Origin of the sequence: Cupriavidus oxalaticus, assembly GCF_038900635.1 — a bacterium.
Taxonomy (GTDB): Bacteria; Pseudomonadota; Gammaproteobacteria; order Burkholderiales; family Burkholderiaceae; genus Cupriavidus; species Cupriavidus oxalaticus_B.
Map to the genome: position 1 here is coordinate 349225 of NZ_JAYMRX010000002.1, position 15972 is coordinate 365196.

Genomic DNA, 15972 nt, shown 5'->3' on the forward strand with positions numbered 1-15972 from the left:
CCCGCCATGACACGATTCCCGCAGCGCGCCTGGCGCCGCCTGCTCTGGCTGCTGCTCGCCGCATGCCTGCTGGCCGGCTGCGCCAAGGACATCCCGGTGTTCACGCCGCCGGCGCAGCGCCCGCTCGCCGCCGCCGAACAGCCCTGGCCGGACAACCACCTGGTGGTGCTGGCCTACCACGACGTCGAAGACAAGGACCCCGACCAGGCCTACCTGAGCGTGCGTACCGACCACCTGATCGGCCAGCTGGCGTGGCTGCGCGAGAACGGCTACCAGGCGGTCTCGGTCGACCAGGTATTGGCCGCCCGCGGCGGCGGCAAGCCCTTGCCGGCGCGCGCGGTGCTGCTGACCTTCGATGATGGCTACCGCAGCTTTCATGCGCGCGTGCTGCCGATCCTGAAGGCGTATCGCTGGCCCGCGGTGCTGGCGCCGGTCGGGGCGTGGCTCGATACGCCTGCGGACCAGCCGGTCGACTTCGGCGGCACGCCGACCGCGCGGGACCGCCTGCTGACCTGGCAGCAACTGCGTGAGATCTCCGCCTCCGGGCTGGTCGAGATCGGCGCGCACACGGATGCCTTGCACTACGGCATCAACGCCAACCCGCAAGGCAATACCGAGCCGGCCGCTGCGGTGCGCGGCTTCGACGCCGGCACCGGCCGCTATGAGACCGACGCCGCCTACGAGGCGCGCGTGCGCACCGACGTGCAGCGCATCACCAGGAAGATCCATGCCGTCACCGGCAAGCCGGTGCGCGTATGGATCTGGCCGTACGGCGCCGAAGGCGGCACCGCGCTGCGCATCATCGGCGAGAACGGCTACGAGATGGCGCTGACGCTGGAAGACGGCCTGGCCAGGGTCGACAGGCTGATGTCCGGCGCGCGCATGCTGCTCGCCGACGATCCCGGCCTGCGCGCCTTCGCGCAGTCGGTGGCGACGATGGAAGAGCCCAGCGCCATGCGCGTCGCGCACGTCGACCTGGATTACGTCTACGACCCGGACCCGGCCCAGATCAACCGCAACCTCGACCAGCTGGTGCAGCGCATCCACGACCTGAAGATCAACACGGTATTTCTGCAGGCCTTCTCCGACGAAGACGGCGACGGCCTGGTCAGGTCGGTGTACTTCCCGAACCGCTGGCTGCCAATGCGCGCCGACCTGTTCAACCGCGTGGCATGGCAGCTCGACAACCGCACCAACGTCAAGGTCTATGCCTGGATGCCGGTGCTGAGCTTCGACATGGATCCGTCGCTGCCGCGCGTGGCGCGCTGGGACCCGGCCGCCAACCGCGCCGAGGTCGACGCCAGGCAATACCGCCGCCTGTCGCCGTTCGACCCGGTGGCGCGCCAGCGCATCACCGAAGTCTATGAAGACCTGGCGCGCCACGCGTTCTTCGAGGGCATCCTGTTCCACGACGATGCCATCCTCGGCGACTTCGAGGACGCCAGCGCGCCGGCACTGGCCGCGTACCGCAAGGCCGGGCTGCCGGACAACATTGCCGCGCTGCGCGCCGATCCGGAAACCATGCAGCGCTGGACCCGCATGAAGAGCCGTGCGCTGGTCGATTTCACTCAGGCGCTGACGCAGCGCGTGCGCGCCATCCGCGGGCCGGCGATCAAGACCGCGCGCAACATCTTCGCCATGCCCATTCTGCAGCCGGAGAGCGAAGCGTGGTTCGCGCAGAACCTCGACGACTTCCTGGCCGCGTACGACTGGACCGCGCCGATGGCAATGCCGTACATGGAGCAGGTGCCGCGCGGCCAGGAGAACCAGTGGCTCGACCGCATCGTCGACGCGGTGGCGCAGCGTCCCGGCGCGCTCCGGCGCACGGTGTTCGAACTGCAGGCGCGCGACTGGCGCAAGCCAGAGACGCCGGTCGACAGCAAGGTGCTGGCCGGCTGGATGCAGCGCCTGCAGCGGCGCGGCGCGCGCAGCTTCGGCTACTACCCCGACGACTTCCTGAACAACCAGCCCCGGCTCGACGTGATCCGCCCGGCGCTGTCTAACGCCTGGTACCCCGCACCATGATCGAAAGACTGTTTGCCCTGGTCATCCTGTGCCTCGCGCTGGCGCTGCCGTTCGCGCTGGCCGCCCTTGCTACCGGCGACCTGCTGCTGGCCTTCGTGTTCTTCTATCCGCTGTTCATGTCCGGCTTGTGGATGGCCGGCGGCGTGTACTTCTGGCTGCACTGGGAGCGCAAGTGGCAGTGGGGCGAGAACCGGATGCCGCCCGAGGTGCCCGGCACACCGTTCATCTCGATCCTGGTCCCTTGCTACAACGAAGAGCAGAACGGCGAAGAGACGCTGCTGGCCGCGCTGGGCCAGCGCTATCCCGAGTTCGAGGTGATCGCCATCAATGACGGCTCGCGCGACGGCACTGGCGCGGTGCTGGAAGCGCTGGCGCAGCGCCATGAACGGCTGCGCGTGGTGCACCTGGCGCAGAACCAGGGCAAGGCGATGGCACTGCGCATGGGCGCGCTGGCCGCGCGCGGCGAATACCTGGTCTGCATCGACGGCGACGCGGCGCTGGATCCCGACGCTGCCGCCTACCTGGTCGCGCCAATGGTGGCCAACCCGCGCGTGGGCGCGGTCACCGGCAATCCGCGCATCCGCACGCGCTCGACGCTGGTGGGGCGCATCCAGGTCGGCGAGTTCTCGTCGATCATCGGGCTGATCAAGCGCACCCAGCGCGTCTATGGCCAGGTCTTTACCGTGTCCGGCGTGGTCGCCGCGTTCCGCCGCCGCGCGCTGGATCGCGTCGGCTACTGGAGCCTCGACATGATTACCGAGGACATCGACATCAGCTGGAAGCTGCAGCGCGACCACTGGTCGATCTTCTACGAGCCGCGCGCGCTGTGCTGGATCCTGATGCCCGAGACCGTGCGCGGCCTGTTCAAGCAGCGGCTGCGCTGGGCCCAGGGCGGCGCCGAAGTGTTCATGAAGAACGTGCGCTCGATCTGGATCTGGCGCCACCGCCGGCTGTGGCCGCTGATGGCGGAGTACTGCCTGTCGGCGAGCTGGGCCTTCGCCTTTGCCATGTCGATCGTGCTGTGGGCGCTGGGGCATTTCATCGAACTGCCGGAGCATATCCGCATCCAGAAGCTGATGCCGCCTGGCTTTACCGGCATGGTGCTGGCGGCCGTCTGCATCCTGCAGTTCATGATCAGCGTGGCGATCGACCGGCGCTACGAGCCGCGCCTGGGGCGCACGCTGTACTGGATCATCTGGTACCCGCTGGCGTACTGGCTGGTCGGCATGTTCACCACGCTGCTGGCCTTTCCCAAGGTCATGCTCAAGACCCGGCGCAAGCGTGCGCGCTGGGACAGCCCCGATCGCGGCATCCAATCGATGAAATCGTCATGAATCCCGACAACATGATCATCCGCACCCGGCGCGCACCGCTGCGCCGGGCGTTCGACGCGGTGCTGACCGCGCTGGCGTGGATCGGCTTCTTCTACCTGTTCGCCGGCGGCATCCGCGACATCCTGCTGGAAGCGCCGGCCGGCCCCGACGTGCCGTTCTGGTCCGCGATGTTGCCAACCATGGGGACGCTGTCGGTGTACGTGCTGGTGGGCGTGTTCAACGGCGTGGTGCTGCTGCTGTGGGCGCTGTACAACCAGATCCGCTTCGCCGGCATGGACCGCCGCAAGCCGCTGCCGCCGCTGGGCGACGGCGAGCTGGTTGCCAGCTTCGGCCTGCCGGGACAGCGCGTCGATGCGCTGCAGCGGGCCAAGGTGGCGGTTATCGATCACGACCACGACGGCGGCATCGCCGGCGTGCTGCTGGGTTACGAATGGACTGTCGCGCCGGTCAAGGCTGCCGTGGCAGCTTCGGCAGGAGCTTGTCCGGCGTGATCGGGTAGCTGGTAGCGCTTGTCCGGGGGCGCCAAAGGCCCACACTCGGCCGCCGCGCTGCTTTGGGGGGCGGTAGCGGCACCGCTTGCCAGTGGCATGCTGCGCCCGGCGGCGCGGACCTGGCTTCGGGGCAGCGGGGGACGGCTTCGTGCCATCGGACACGCACAACGGGTAATCCACTAGTCGCGGCCTTGTTTATTTGCTCCGGATAATCGCTTATAAATACGGGACATGCTGCGGCTGATGTCCCGCAGCATGACTCCGCCCGCCGGGACGCCTGCGGGCTTTTTTTTATTCTTGATTATTCTTGATCGATATTAATCGGGAGTCTTATTTCACCGCCTTCTGATTTTGTTCGGTGAAAACCCTGATTTTTCCCGGAACATTACAAAATCGCAATGTTTCGGGATTGGTCAGCATTTGACATGCTTTTGTCCAAGTCGTCAACACTTCCCTCAAAGCCGCGCCAGCATTGGATTTAAGGAATATGACGCACTTATTCATGCGTCTTCCTCACTGATGCGTGAATATCCTGAATCCGGTCTTCCAGCCATATTCCTCATTAATCGACGGGCTAGTGAAAACCCTGCCGCTGGTTCGTCTTGTACTTCCTTGATATATCACATACTGTGTATCCCATCGCATCTCGTAGTTTTGAAAACAGGTGAGTGCGGGAGACGTCGATACGGCGTCGCAATAAAAGGCAGTTAATGCCCACGACACAGGAGACACATAATGCCAGGAGCCACCTGCAAGCTGACGCGCATGGCGTCCCCACCTTCGTCCATCCCCACGGATTTCCCGAAACACACGGTTCAAGGAGCGCGCTATGAGTAACGCAACGGCAGGGGCCCTGCACCCCAATCAGTCTTCGGAGTCCAAGCGCTGGATCCAGTTGATCGTCGGTGTGGTCTGCATGATCGCCACCGCGAACATCCAGTACGCCTGGACGCTGTTCGTGCCGGAAATCCAGGAAACTTACGGCTGGTCACGCGCCAGCATCCAGATTGCCTTTACCGTGTTCGTGCTGGTGCAGACCTGGCTGGCGCCGATCGAGGGCTACTTCATCGACAAGTTCGGGCCGCGCATGATGGTGGCCTTCGGCGCGCTCTTTATCGGCGCGGCGTGGTGCATCAACTCGCAGGCGACCACGCTGATGGGCTTCTATGTCGGCGCCGCGGTCGGTGGCCTGGGCGTAGGCTCCATCTACGCGACTTGCATCAACAACGCGCTCAAGTGGTTCCCGGACCGCCGCGGCCTCGCGGTCGGCCTGACCGCCGGCGGCTACGGCGCGGGCTCGGCGGCGACCATCCTGCCGATCGCGGCGATGATCGAGTCGCAGGGCTTCCAGCACACCTTCCTGTTCTTCGGCCTGCTGCAAGGGTCGCTGGCCTTTGTCGCGGCGTGGTTCCTGCGCTCGCCCAAGACCGGCGAGGTGCGTGGCTCGAAGAAGCTGGCCCAGGCCACGCGCGACTACACCCTCAAGGAAGCGCTGTGCACCAAGCTGTTCTGGCTGATGCTGGTGATGTTCGTGCTGGTGGTTACCGGCGGTATGATGGCCGTGGCCCAGCTCGGCGTCATCGCCAAGGACCTTGGCGTGAAGGAGTTCAAGGTTGACCTGCACTTCTTCGTGATGGCTGCATTGCCGCTCGCCCTGATGCTTGACCGCATCATGAACGGTATCTCGCGTCCGCTGTTCGGCTGGATCTCGGACAACATCGGCCGCGAGAAGACGATGGTGATCGCCTTCACGCTGGAAGGCCTGGGCATCATCGCGCTGGGCTACTTCGGCAGCAACCCCTACGCCTTCCTGATCCTGTCCGGCGTGGTGTTCCTGGCCTGGGGCGAAGTCTACTCGCTGTTCTCGGCACTGGCGGGCGATGCCTTCGGCACCAAGCACATCGGCAAGATCTACGGCGTGCTGTACACCGCCAAGGGCATCGGCGCACTGTTCGTGCCGATCGGCAACCTGCTGATGGAAGCCACCGGCACGTGGTCGACGGTGCTCTACACGGTAGCGGTGATGGACCTGACCGCGGCGTGCCTGGCAATCGCGGTGCTGCGGCCGGTGCTGGCCTCGCACGTCGCGACCTCGAGGCAGCAGTTCGCGAAGGAATCTGCCGCAGCCGGCGCGCAGGTGGCAGCGTAACCGTGCAGCGAATCAGATAGACCGATCCACTGGTAGCAGACTGGGCGGGCTTCTTAGGAAGCCCGCTTTTTTTGTTCCGACGGACTAGAATGCGAGGCTCGATCCTCGGGCAACGACGATGCCTCTCGCACGCGCAATCACCACAGGGCTGCTGCTGTCCACACTCGCTGGCTGCGATTTCCTGCGCGGCTATGCCGATGGCGAGTCCTCGGCCATGCGGGAGTTTGCCGGCAGTGGCACGCCAGCGCAGATCGGCGCGGCCCGCTTCGTATTCGACGACTTCGGCGGCCTGAGCACTGATACGCTCGAAACCAACGCACTGCCATGGAAGCTGGCCACCACCGCGCTGGTACTGGCCAACGCGCCGGATGCGGCCCCCGCGCCGGAGGCATTGCGGCGCGCGCTGCGGGAGTTCGGGTTTATCTACCCCGACGGCATCCTGAACTGGCCGCATGCGCAGCAGCCGCGCTTCGACAAGCCGCTCGGCATCGTCAGCGGCACTGTCGGCCGTGACCTGCCCAGGATCCGGCTGGAAGTCTCGAACCTCGGGTGCGCGGCGTGCCATGCGGGCGTGACCTACGGCAAGGACGGCCAGCCGAGCGGCAAGGTGTGGCTGGGCTTGCCCAATACCTCGCTCAATCTCGATGGCTTCGTCAACGCGGTGTACCACGCGGTCAAGCGGCTCAAGTCCGACCCCGACAGGCTGCTGGCGGCCATTCCGCGGCTGTATCCCGATACCTCAACGGACGAGCTGGCGACCATCCGCAAGTTCGTCTGGCCGCGGCTGGTCAGGCGGATCGACGAACTCGCGGCCAGCGGCGATGCGCCGCTGCCGTTCAGCAATGGCGCGGCCGGCAGCACCAATGGCGTGGCGGCGCTGAAGTTCCAGTTCCATCTGCTCTCTGCCGGGGCGGGCGCGAGCGGCTCGACCTCGATCCCGGAACTGGGCGACCGGCGCTTGCGTTCGTCGCTGCTCTATGACGGGGTCTATACCAACAAGGGCGCGGCGCGCTTCGCGCCGGTGGTCTCGGATGCCGCCAGTGATCCCGGGCGGCTGGCGCATATCGTGGCCTTCTTTACCGTGCCGACCATGGGGATGCCGCCGGATCGCGCCAGCCGCGCCATTCCGCAGGTGGAGGACGTGATGCGGTTCATGGCGGGCTACACGCCACCGCCGTTTCCCGGTCCGGTCGACCGGGTCCGCGCGGCGCGCGGCGCCGGCGTCTACGCGGCGCAATGCGCGCAGTGCCATGGCAGCTACAGCCAGGACACGGCGCGGCCCCGGCTGGTCAGCTATCCCAACCGACTGGTGGCGCAGGCGGAGCTCGGCACCGATGCCACGCGCTGGCAGGCGATCGATGCCAGCCTGCTGCAGGCCATCGGGCGTTCTGCGCTGGGCAAGCATATCGATGCGGCCAACACCGGCGGCTATGTGGCGCCGGTGCTGTCGGGCCTATGGGCGACGGCGCCTTACCTGCACAACGGCTCGGTGCCCACGCTGTGGCACCTGATGCATCCGGAGGCGCGGCCGCGCCGGTTCTGGGTGGGCGGCCATGCGCTGGACTACGCCAGGGTGGGGATCGCCGGGCGGCCCGATGCGCAAGGAACGTGGGTTTATCCGCCGGACTACCGGCCGTGGTCGAGCCCGGTGCTCTATGACACCGCGACGCCGGGGCGGGACAACCGGGGCCATGAGCGGGAGTTCACCGCCCTGTCGGACAGCGACAGGGATGCGCTGCTGGAATTCCTGAAGCTGCTCTAGCGCGGGGCGTCCGCGTGCAGCAGCTCCGCCGCCGGCAGCCTCGCGCTGCGGGGAATCGCTGCGTCCGGCATCGGGCCGAAACGCATCACGTTGACCAGCCGGTGGCCCGCCGGAAGCGCCTGGCGGCCCGTCAGCAATGCGGCGTGGCGCGGCGAATCGGACAGGGCCGACATCGGCACGCCGGCGCAGCCGCGGGCGGCCATGTCCAGCCAGAACCGGTACCAGCGGCGCCCGACCTCGAAATCTGTCACGTCGCGCTCGGCGTGGATCAGCACGATCCGGGCGGCGCTGTTGACCTTGGCGGCTTCCGCGGCCAGCAAGCCGGTCAGCGACAGCGCCGCCAGCATGCGCACCACCGTCGGTCGCAGCGCGACCGACGCTGCCATCGCTTCCCAGCGCGACAGCGCCATGCACTCGGCGGACAGTCCGTCGCGGGTCCAGCCAGCGGCGCGAGGGGACAGCCGCATCCAGTGGTAAAGCTCGCGTGCGAAGGCGGGGTCGTGGAAGGCGGCTGCGGCGGCATCGTCATGCCAGCTGGCGATCTGCGCCGTGCTGGCTGGCTCCGCCGCCATGGCAACCGGGGCATGCGCGGCGATGCACTGGTCCATGGCCGCGAGCTGCGCGGCGTCGGCGCGGGCGAACGGGCCGCGCCAGGCGCGGCGTTGCTCGGGCGCAGCAGCCAGCGGGTCTGCGCTGGCACCTGCCCGGAGCCGGCCTGTGGCCGCAATCCGCGAGCCGGCAGCCGCGGGCGGGTAGGGCAGTACCGCGACCTCCGGCGACGAAAGCGAAAAGCCGATGGTCGACAAGGCCAGCGCCATGCCCTCCCACGCCATGCCCAGTGCGATCCGGTTATCCCGGCCGGTCGGGTCGCCCACGGATAGCCAGCGCGCGGGATCCTCCAGCAGCAGGATGCGCTCGCCGGCAAAGTGCCAGCGGGCAGGCTGGATATTGTGGGCGCTCGGGGCGCGCGCGGCCTGCGCGATCATGGCCAGTTGCTGGTCTGGTGTCAGCATCGTCAGTTGCCGTTTTCCGGCGCCAGCGCCCTGCGGAACAGGTGCAGGCGGTGCAGTTCGGTGGCGCCGAGCTTTTCCATCTGCCGCAGGCTTGCGCCATTCGTATCGGACACCCAGCTGATGCCCAGGTGCGAATAGCCGGCACCGCGCATCGCCGTCAGCAGGCGATGCAGCAGCACGCCGTTGACGCCCTGGCCGTGAAACGCCTGGCGTACCGAGAAAAAGATGACCGCCGCGCGCTTGCGGCTGGCGCGGAACCGCAGCAAGTGCCACAGCGTCGACCATTTCAGCCGGAAGCCGGTGGCGCGCAGGAAGGGGTTGAGGTCCGGCACGCACAGCAGCACGCCGGCCGGCTCGCCGCGGTAGTACGCGGTGTACGACAGCCGCTCGTCGATGATCCACATCATGCCGTCGCAGGGGTAGAGGAATTCCGCATCCGTCAGCGGCACGAACATCGGGTTGGCGGCAAAGCCATCGTTCAGCACGGCGCACGCCTCGCGCAGGCGACCTTCAAAGCCGCGGCGGCGGATCGGCTTGAATTGCCAGTCCGGATCGCTGGCCAGCGCACGCTGCCGCTCGCCGAGCAACTGTTCGGCATCGTAGCCGCGCACGTCCATCTCGAAGGTGCGCATCGGGAAGAAGCGCTCAAAGCCGCAGGCTTCGAGCAGCCGGGCAATGTGCGGCGGCGTGTATTCCTGGTAGGTGTACGGCGCGTGCCCGAAGCCATCGGTGACGATGCCGATCATCTGCGTGATGGTCAGGTTGAAGCTGCCCGCCAGCTCGTCGCAGCCGTGCCGGCTGGCCCACCCGGCGGCGGCATCGAGCAGCGCACGCGCGACGGCAATGTCGTCGATGCAGTCGAACAGGCCGAAATACCCGCGCTTCTGCCCGTACAGCCGGTTCGAGGCATCGTGCACATGGGCCAGGATGCGTCCCACGATTTGGCCGTCGCGGTGCGCGGTGTACCAGGTGCGGCGCGCAAACTGCCGGAACAAGGGGTTCTTCGACGCATCCAGTGCGCGCGCCAGGTCGCCCTTCATCGGCGAGACAAAATGGGTAGCGTCGCCATAGCAGGCAAACGGCGCGGCGAAAAAGGCATCGAAATCGCCTTCGCGCAATTCCACGGTCACGCCGGCGGTCATGTCCTCGGTCATGTCCTCGGTCATGCGGCCTCCTGCCGGCGCAGGTGCCGCGCCAGCCGCAGGATGACGGCGGCGCGCAGCTCGCCGATGGCGGCATTGGCGCCCTGCGGCAGGTTCAGCAACACCACCATGGCGGGTTGCCGTGCGATCAGCAGGGCGTGGGTCATTTCGTGGCGCTCCATCAGGTCGATCAGTTGCTCCGCGGCTTCAATGCCGCTGCCAGTGCCGCCGCCTTGGGGCTGCCGGGCCCACGCCCTGGCATCGCCGATCGACACCGGCTCGCGCCGCTTGCCGGCCAGCGCGAACAGCTCGCCCAGCGCATAGCCAGCCAGCTCGGCGTCGCCCAGCACCACGTGGTCGGCCGTCTGCGGCAGGCGCCGCAGCGAATGGAGGAAGCCGTCCGGGGTATCGAGCCGGGCATGGAGCAGCCAGCGCAGGAAGGCGTTGCCATCGCCCGCCAGCGACACGGCGCGGATGCGGACAAAGATGGCGGTCAGCAACACCCACGCCAGCGCCACCGGCATGCCACGCAGGCAGGCTTGCACGAATCCCTGGCCCGGGCCGTGCGAAGCCAGCGCCATGGCCCCGGCAAGGACCACCGCAAAGACCAGTGCCGCGGCAATATGCGCCAGCAACCCGCGCACCACGCGCTGAGAATCCGACAGGTTCAGCAGCACGTAGACGAAGGCCAGCGCCCCGAGCGCGCCCAGCCGGACCGGCACATGCCCGAGTTCCTCGCGGAAATCCGTTGCCGCCAGCGGCACGGCCAGCGCCACCACCACGACCACCGCGCGCGCCAGCCGCTCTTCATTGCTGGACAGGTCGGCATCGCGCAGCCAGAGCAGGAACCAGCCATTGCTCGCGGTAACGAGCGCATAGCAGGCCAGGAAGGCGAGCAGCAGCGGCACGTTGGTGGACAGGTCGGCAACGAGGTTGATGGCGAAGAACATCACCGATACACCGAGCGCCAGCAGTTTCAGCCACAGCGGATGATGGCGCCGCAGCAGCTGTTCGGCGAACAGCGTGGTCGCGATCGGCAGCAGCGTGGCCGCGGCGAACACCAGCCGGCCGAGCAGCGGTCCGCCGAGCAGCCAGGCAAAGCCCCGCACCGCCAGCAATGCCGTCAGTACGCCGAACAGGAACAGCCCGGTGCCGGTGCCGGCTTCGCGGCGCGTCCACAGGAAATGCAGGTAGAGGCCGCAGCCCAGCGCGCCCAGCCAGGTTACGGTGACATCGCTGGCCAGCGCGTTAATCACGGAGCAGCCTCGCCATGAAGCGCCGGACCGCGGCGCGCATCAGCCACGCGGCCAGCGCGTTGCGCGGCGTTTCGACGCGCATGGTCCACGGGTTGAAGAAATAGCCGCGCGCATCCGCCAGCCGCGGCCGGTCCAGCACCAGCTTGGCTGCCTCGAAGGCCATCAGGTTGCCGGTGGTGATCACCATCGGCGCGAACGACATGCGCTTGCGCTTGCCGGAAAGCAGGTCCTTCGCAATCGAAAGATCGACATGCCGGGCCGAGCTGGAATGAACCATGACGTACTCCAGCTCCTTGCCCAGGCAGGCCTGCCGGATCTCCGGGGTCAGCGCCTGCCAGTCCATGCCGGCGGTCGGGTAACCCAGGCGCGTTTCCGGGCGCGGGTCGTGCGGCCGCACCACGGTGACCGAGGGCAGCGGCGCGGTATAGGCATCGATGACGGTGGCGCCATGCTCGCGCGCCTTGCGGTAGAGCGCGATGCCGGCGGCCATGTCGTCCATGCCGTTGACCACGATCGGGTAGCGCGCCAGCAGGTCGTCGAGCCGCCCCGGCCAGTCCTGGCCCAGCGTCTCGATATGCAGCGACGGGTTGACCTGGCGCAGCTGCGCGACGGTGGCCTCGACCTTGCCGACGCCGACCGTGGCCAGGCTCGCAAACACCTGCCGGTTCATGTTGGACACTTCGAACACGTCGAAGTCGGCCAGCGCGAAGCCGCCGATGCCCATGCGCGCCAGCGCCTGCAGGCAGGCGCCGCCCATGCCGCCGACGCCGCAGACCAGGATGCGCGCGTCGCGCAGCCGCTGCTGCTCGCCCTCGGTCACGAAGCCGATATTGCGGGTGGTGAATTCTTCGTAGGAAAAGGCAGGGGATGCGGTCATGCGTGGTTCCTTGCGCGCAGGTCTCCCATCGGCTCGCGCGGATTCAGCCAGTGCACCAGCGGCAGGACGATGCGGCCCAGCGCCAGGAATGCCACCTGCGACAGGATCGCCGGCAGCGAGTCGCGCGGGACTTCGCGCAGCAGGTACTTGCGCGCGCTGGCCAGGTCCAGCCGCGCGACCTGCAGGAAGTCGTCGCCGCGCTGGTAGTCGAGTTCGCGCCGGCACAGCGCGTTGACGCGCTCGTCGCGGTGCTTGGGCGCCGCGTCGAAGGTCTTCTTGAGGTTGTCCGAGCCGCCGCGGTAGGCATCGGTGATGACAAAGCGGGCCTCGTCGAAGCCCGCATCCTTGTCGACGCCGAAGACATGGCGGTGCGATTTCATGATTTCGCGCGCCACGCTCAGGTGCTCGAAGCTGCGCCGCGACGGCGCGAACGGATTGGGATACGCCGTGACGAAGACTTCGGCCACCTTGCCGATGATCGCCGGCACCTGGGTCACGTTGCTGATCCAGATCGGGCGCAGGCCGCGGCGGAAGAACAGCAGGATGCAGGTCAGCCCGTACAGCACCCACGAAAGCCCCTGCGTGCGATAGCCGGGGTCGACCATCACCAGCCCGAGGTGGATGGCGTCGACCGGCCGCCCCCTGACCTCGATCGGCATGATCGACAGCGCGTTGAAGGCGATGGGATGGCCGCTGTCGCGGTCGTAGAGCAGCGTGACCACGGCGCGGCGCAGCCGCTCGGGATCGCCGGACAGCACGCCGTAGTCGAGATCCTTGCCGATGCCCCGCTGCACCACGCCGCGCATCTCGGCCAGCATGGCGTCGAGGCGGGCACTGTCCATCCACAGCCCGGGCCGCTCGACCACCCGGATGCGCACGCTGCGGCTGGCGTTCAGGGTCAGGTCCAGGTAGCGCAGCCGCTGGCGGATTCGACGGATGACTTGGAACATGCAGGCCTGCCCGATCCTTGTGCTGAGGTAAGCGGTCCAGGAAATTCCCGGAAATGGAGGTGCAGGGCGCAGCATATACAAGATCGGGGCCGGTACGCAATTCGCCGGCGCGCCGCAGAGCCACATGAGGGGGAGGGCGCGATGCCGCCTGCCTCGCAGCACAGCCGTTCGGCATCCCGTCTGACCGGCGCCGGGCCGAACCCGGCCTGTCAGCCGAGGACTTCAGGCAAGGCGGCCGGCACGGACGTTCGCCACTCGCCGGCCGCCAGTCTCACGCCATGGCGTGAAACGGCCGCCGGAACCCCACCGGCGCACCGTCCTGCAACGGCGGCGCTTCGGCGCAGCTGGCCAGCCCCAGCAGTGCACGGACTTCCTGTTCGACGGTGACCAGCGACGCCGAGCGCGGCAGGCAGCGCGCAAAGCGTCCGTCCAGTCCCGGCGGCAGGCGCAGCCACATGTTCTCGGTGACCAGCAGCAGGCGCCGGGGCTTGAGCACAACGCTGGCCTGCCGCAGCAGGTGCCAGCCCTCGGCCAGTTCCTGCGGCATGCCGAACACCAGCAGGGCCGGCGCGGGCAGGCGCGCGCCGCGGGTGGCGAGCGCCTGCGGTTCGACCAGTTCAACGCGGCCGACGCCGGGCATGCCGCCCAGCAAGTGCATGACGCCGTGCCGGTAGACCGGCATGTCGTCGATCACCACGGCATTCGCTTCAGGGCTGCGCCCAATTGCCTGGTCCCAGGCTGACGCTCCGCGCGTTGTCCACATCGTTGCTTCTCCCCGGTCTCGTTCTGCTTCCCCGTCCGCCGGCGCAGGCATCGTGACCAGCGCTCCGGAAAGTGATCAGCAAGTCCGGTGCCAGCGCAGCGGATGGCATGCCGGGCCGCGTTGAATCGCGCGGAGAACGGGGCGGGACAAGAGTTTGCGGGGACGAGCCGGCCGAGCAGGAGGTGCTGGCGGGCGGCTGCGCAGGACCGGGCGGCGTTACGCGTTACGTAACGTGTTCCGGGGCGCCGGCCGCTCGGGCGCAAGACGGTACATCCTGTCCTGTGTACATGTCCGACGCCAGCTTGCCGGCTTGCGCTGGTGTCACCGAAGCGATCCGGAAGCGCCCGTAGTGCCATCGCATTGTCCCGTTCCCCTTCCGCGACGACCCGCACGCCCGGCGCTTGCGAATTCGCACCCACGCGCCAATGCTGTTGCTATACCCACCTCGCGGAGCAACGTCATGGACACACGAAGCGATCTGCAAGCCACCGTCGACGCCATGGTGCAGGGCGCCAAAGGCCTGCTGGCCGCCGACGAAAGCGGGCCGACCATCGCCAAGCGGTTCGACCGCATCGGCGTGGCCTCCAGCGAGGAGAGCCGCCGGGCGTGGCGCAACCTGCTCCTGTCCGCGCCGGGCCTTGCCGAGTTCATCAGCGGCGTGATCCTGTACGAGGAAACACTCGGCCAGCGGGCCGACGATGGCACGCCGCTGTCGGACCTGGCCGCCCGCCAGGGCATCGTGCCCGGCATCAAGGTGGACAAGGGCAAGCTCGCGCTGGCGCACGCTCCCGGGGATGAAATCACCGAGGGCCTCGACGGACTGGCAAAACGGCTTGCCGGCTATCGCCAGCAGGGCGCGCGCTTTGCCAAATGGCGCGCCGTCTACAACGTGTCCGACAAGCTGCCCGGCCGGCTTGCCATTCACGCCAATGCCGAAGCGCTGGCGCGCTATGCCGCGATCTGCCAGGAGGCGGGGATCGTGCCCATCGTCGAACCCGAGGTGCTGATGGACGGCGCGCACACCATGGGGCGCTGCGCGGAAGTCACCGAAGCCGTGCTGCATGAGGTGTTCGACGCCTTGCAGCGGCATGCGGTGGTGTTCGAGCACATGCTGCTGAAACCCAGCATGGTGCTTCCCGGCAAGGATGCCGGGCAGGCGGCGCCTGCAGAGGTTGCCGTGCAGACCGTACAGGTCCTCAGGCGCACCGTGCCCGCCGCGGTGCCAGGTATTTTTTTCCTGTCCGGCGGCCAGACGCCTGCCGAGGCCACCGCCAATCTCGACGCGATGAACCGGCTGGGCCCGCTGCCCTGGCGGCTGAGCTTCTCCTATGGACGCGCCTTGCAGGAGCCGCCATTGCTGGCGTGGCGCGGCGAGCCAGCCAATGCCGCGCTGGCGCAACGGGCGCTGCTGCAGCGCTCGCGGCTCAATGCCATGGCGTGCCTGGGGCAATACGAGGCGGCGATGGAGAGCGCTGTGGCCTGATCGCTGCGACGCGCCGGCACGGCACACGGCATGTCCGATGCGCTTGCCTTAGCCGGCACGACGCATGGACTGCGCGAGGTCTGCGTGTCCCCGCGCTTCGAGCGATTCCGCGGCACCGAGCCGGTCGCGCGCTTCCCGGTTCTGGCTCAGCTTGACCTTGCCCTGCAGCGACGTGACGGCGATCTCGATGCCGATGATATTGCGCAGCATGCCGTCGATGAATTCGGGCGTGGAATCGCCCATCTTCCACGGCCGGGGTTCGTCCGCTTCATGCCGGCGCGTCAGGCGCGCGACGATGCGCCGGACGAAGCGTTCGTCATCATGCACGGTGAGCGTGCCGTGCGCGTGTACCACCTCGTAGTTCCAGGTCGGCACCAGGCGGTGCGTCTCGTGCTTGCTCGGGTACCAGTTTGGCGAGATATAGGCCTCGGCGCCGCGAAAGACGACCATGACCGGAGTGCCGGCGGGGCAGCGCTGCCACATGGGGTTGGCGCGCGCCACGTGGGCGCTGAGCACGCCGTGCGATCCCGCGTCGGTGTCGAACTCGAACGGAATGTGGTCGGCATCCAGCGTGCCGTCTGCCTGGGTGACCAGCATGCCAAGCGGGTGCGCGCGGATGATGCGCGCAAGTTCCTCGGGGCGGGTTTCGGCGAAGTGGGCGGGGATATACATGGTGCGAATGGGGGCTTGGCGTCGTAGCTACTGTCGCCTGTAACTGGCACAATCG

13 protein-coding genes are annotated in these 15972 nt (G+C 67.7%); 6 read left to right on the plus strand and 7 right to left on the minus strand.

Annotated elements, in window-relative coordinates; all coding sequences use genetic code 11:
• Window positions 1–6 precede the first annotated feature (6 nt).
• The 5 genes from pgaB to VSR71_RS05765 all read left to right on the plus strand — a co-directional run bounded on the left by pgaB (window position 7) and on the right by VSR71_RS05765 (window position 7761).
• Window positions 7–2025, plus strand: a complete 2019-nt coding sequence (gene pgaB / locus VSR71_RS05745) for a poly-beta-1,6-N-acetyl-D-glucosamine N-deacetylase PgaB (protein ID WP_342912945.1) — start codon at window positions 7–9, stop codon at window positions 2023–2025.
• Window positions 2022–3359, plus strand: coding sequence for a poly-beta-1,6-N-acetyl-D-glucosamine synthase (gene pgaC, locus VSR71_RS05750; protein WP_342912946.1), 1338 nt, complete (start codon window positions 2022–2024; stop codon window positions 3357–3359). The genes pgaB and pgaC overlap by 4 nt, the downstream gene beginning before the upstream one ends.
• On the plus strand, window positions 3356–3850 hold the full coding sequence (gene pgaD / locus VSR71_RS05755) for a poly-beta-1,6-N-acetyl-D-glucosamine biosynthesis protein PgaD (protein ID WP_342912947.1): 495 nt from the start codon (window positions 3356–3358) through the stop codon (window positions 3848–3850). The genes pgaC and pgaD overlap by 4 nt, the downstream gene beginning before the upstream one ends.
• An 829-nt stretch (window positions 3851–4679) precedes the next feature.
• Window positions 4680–5999: an oxalate/formate MFS antiporter gene (oxlT, locus tag VSR71_RS05760; RefSeq protein WP_342912948.1), complete on the plus strand. Its 1320-nt coding sequence runs from the start codon at window positions 4680–4682 to the stop codon at window positions 5997–5999.
• A gap of 118 nt (window positions 6000–6117) precedes the next feature.
• Window positions 6118–7761, plus strand: a complete 1644-nt coding sequence (locus VSR71_RS05765; RefSeq protein WP_342912949.1) for a hypothetical protein — start codon at window positions 6118–6120, stop codon at window positions 7759–7761.
• Here the strand turns inward: VSR71_RS05765 and VSR71_RS05770 are convergent.
• From VSR71_RS05770 to VSR71_RS05795, 6 genes are all read right to left on the minus strand, one after another.
• Entirely contained in the window at window positions 7758–8774 is a 1017-nt protein-coding gene (locus VSR71_RS05770; protein ID WP_342912950.1) for a hypothetical protein, read from the minus strand. The genes VSR71_RS05765 and VSR71_RS05770 overlap by 4 nt on opposite strands.
• Window positions 8775–8776: 2 nt before the next feature.
• Complete coding sequence (locus VSR71_RS05775; protein WP_342912951.1) at window positions 8777–9940, minus strand: GNAT family N-acetyltransferase; 1164 nt, start codon at window positions 9938–9940, stop codon at window positions 8777–8779.
• Window positions 9937–11172, minus strand: coding sequence for a hypothetical protein (locus VSR71_RS05780; protein WP_342912952.1), 1236 nt, complete (start codon window positions 11170–11172; stop codon window positions 9937–9939). Before VSR71_RS05780 ends, VSR71_RS05775 begins: the two co-directional genes overlap by 4 nt.
• Window positions 11165–12049 (minus strand): ThiF family adenylyltransferase, encoded by an 885-nt coding sequence (locus VSR71_RS05785; protein WP_342912953.1) that lies wholly within the window; start codon window positions 12047–12049, stop codon window positions 11165–11167. The genes VSR71_RS05780 and VSR71_RS05785 overlap by 8 nt, the downstream gene beginning before the upstream one ends.
• Complete coding sequence (locus VSR71_RS05790) at window positions 12046–12999, minus strand: hypothetical protein (RefSeq protein WP_342912954.1); 954 nt, start codon at window positions 12997–12999, stop codon at window positions 12046–12048. Before VSR71_RS05790 ends, VSR71_RS05785 begins: the two co-directional genes overlap by 4 nt.
• A gap of 271 nt (window positions 13000–13270) precedes the next feature.
• The gene (locus VSR71_RS05795) at window positions 13271–13762 is read right to left on the minus strand and encodes a DNA-binding response regulator (protein ID WP_342912955.1); all 492 of its coding nucleotides are present in this window, start codon (window positions 13760–13762) and stop codon (window positions 13271–13273) included.
• Window positions 13763–14222: 460 nt separating this feature from the next.
• Here VSR71_RS05795 and VSR71_RS05800 point away from each other — a divergent pair, with 460 nt between their 5' ends.
• Complete coding sequence (locus VSR71_RS05800) at window positions 14223–15245, plus strand: class I fructose-bisphosphate aldolase (protein WP_342912956.1); 1023 nt, start codon at window positions 14223–14225, stop codon at window positions 15243–15245.
• Window positions 15246–15293: 48 nt separating this feature from the next.
• Here the strand turns inward: VSR71_RS05800 and VSR71_RS05805 are convergent, their stop codons facing one another.
• Entirely contained in the window at window positions 15294–15917 is a 624-nt protein-coding gene (locus tag VSR71_RS05805; RefSeq protein WP_342912957.1) for an FMN-binding negative transcriptional regulator, read from the minus strand.
• Between the last annotated feature and the right edge of the window lie 55 nt (window positions 15918–15972).

What these genes read in the sequence shown, in the direction of transcription:
- pgaB (WP_342912945.1), top strand. Translation starts at nt 7, where the DNA reads ATGACACGATTCCCGCAGCGCGCCTGGCGCCGCCTGCTCTGGCTGCTG.
- pgaC (WP_342912946.1), top strand. Translation starts at nt 2,022, where the DNA reads ATGATCGAAAGACTGTTTGCCCTGGTCATCCTGTGCCTCGCGCTGGCG.
- pgaD (WP_342912947.1), top strand. Translation starts at nt 3,356, where the DNA reads ATGAATCCCGACAACATGATCATCCGCACCCGGCGCGCACCGCTGCGC.
- oxlT (WP_342912948.1), top strand. Translation starts at nt 4,680, where the DNA reads ATGAGTAACGCAACGGCAGGGGCCCTGCACCCCAATCAGTCTTCGGAG.
- VSR71_RS05765 (WP_342912949.1), top strand. Translation starts at nt 6,118, where the DNA reads ATGCCTCTCGCACGCGCAATCACCACAGGGCTGCTGCTGTCCACACTC.
- VSR71_RS05770 (WP_342912950.1), bottom strand. Translation starts at nt 8,774, where the DNA reads ATGCTGACACCAGACCAGCAACTGGCCATGATCGCGCAGGCCGCGCGC.
- VSR71_RS05775 (WP_342912951.1), bottom strand. Translation starts at nt 9,940, where the DNA reads ATGACCGAGGACATGACCGAGGACATGACCGCCGGCGTGACCGTGGAA.
- VSR71_RS05785 (WP_342912953.1), bottom strand. Translation starts at nt 12,049, where the DNA reads ATGACCGCATCCCCTGCCTTTTCCTACGAAGAATTCACCACCCGCAAT.
- VSR71_RS05790 (WP_342912954.1), bottom strand. Translation starts at nt 12,999, where the DNA reads ATGTTCCAAGTCATCCGTCGAATCCGCCAGCGGCTGCGCTACCTGGAC.
- VSR71_RS05795 (WP_342912955.1), bottom strand. Translation starts at nt 13,762, where the DNA reads ATGTGGACAACGCGCGGAGCGTCAGCCTGGGACCAGGCAATTGGGCGC.
- VSR71_RS05800 (WP_342912956.1), top strand. Translation starts at nt 14,223, where the DNA reads ATGGACACACGAAGCGATCTGCAAGCCACCGTCGACGCCATGGTGCAG.
- VSR71_RS05805 (WP_342912957.1), bottom strand. Translation starts at nt 15,917, where the DNA reads ATGTATATCCCCGCCCACTTCGCCGAAACCCGCCCCGAGGAACTTGCG.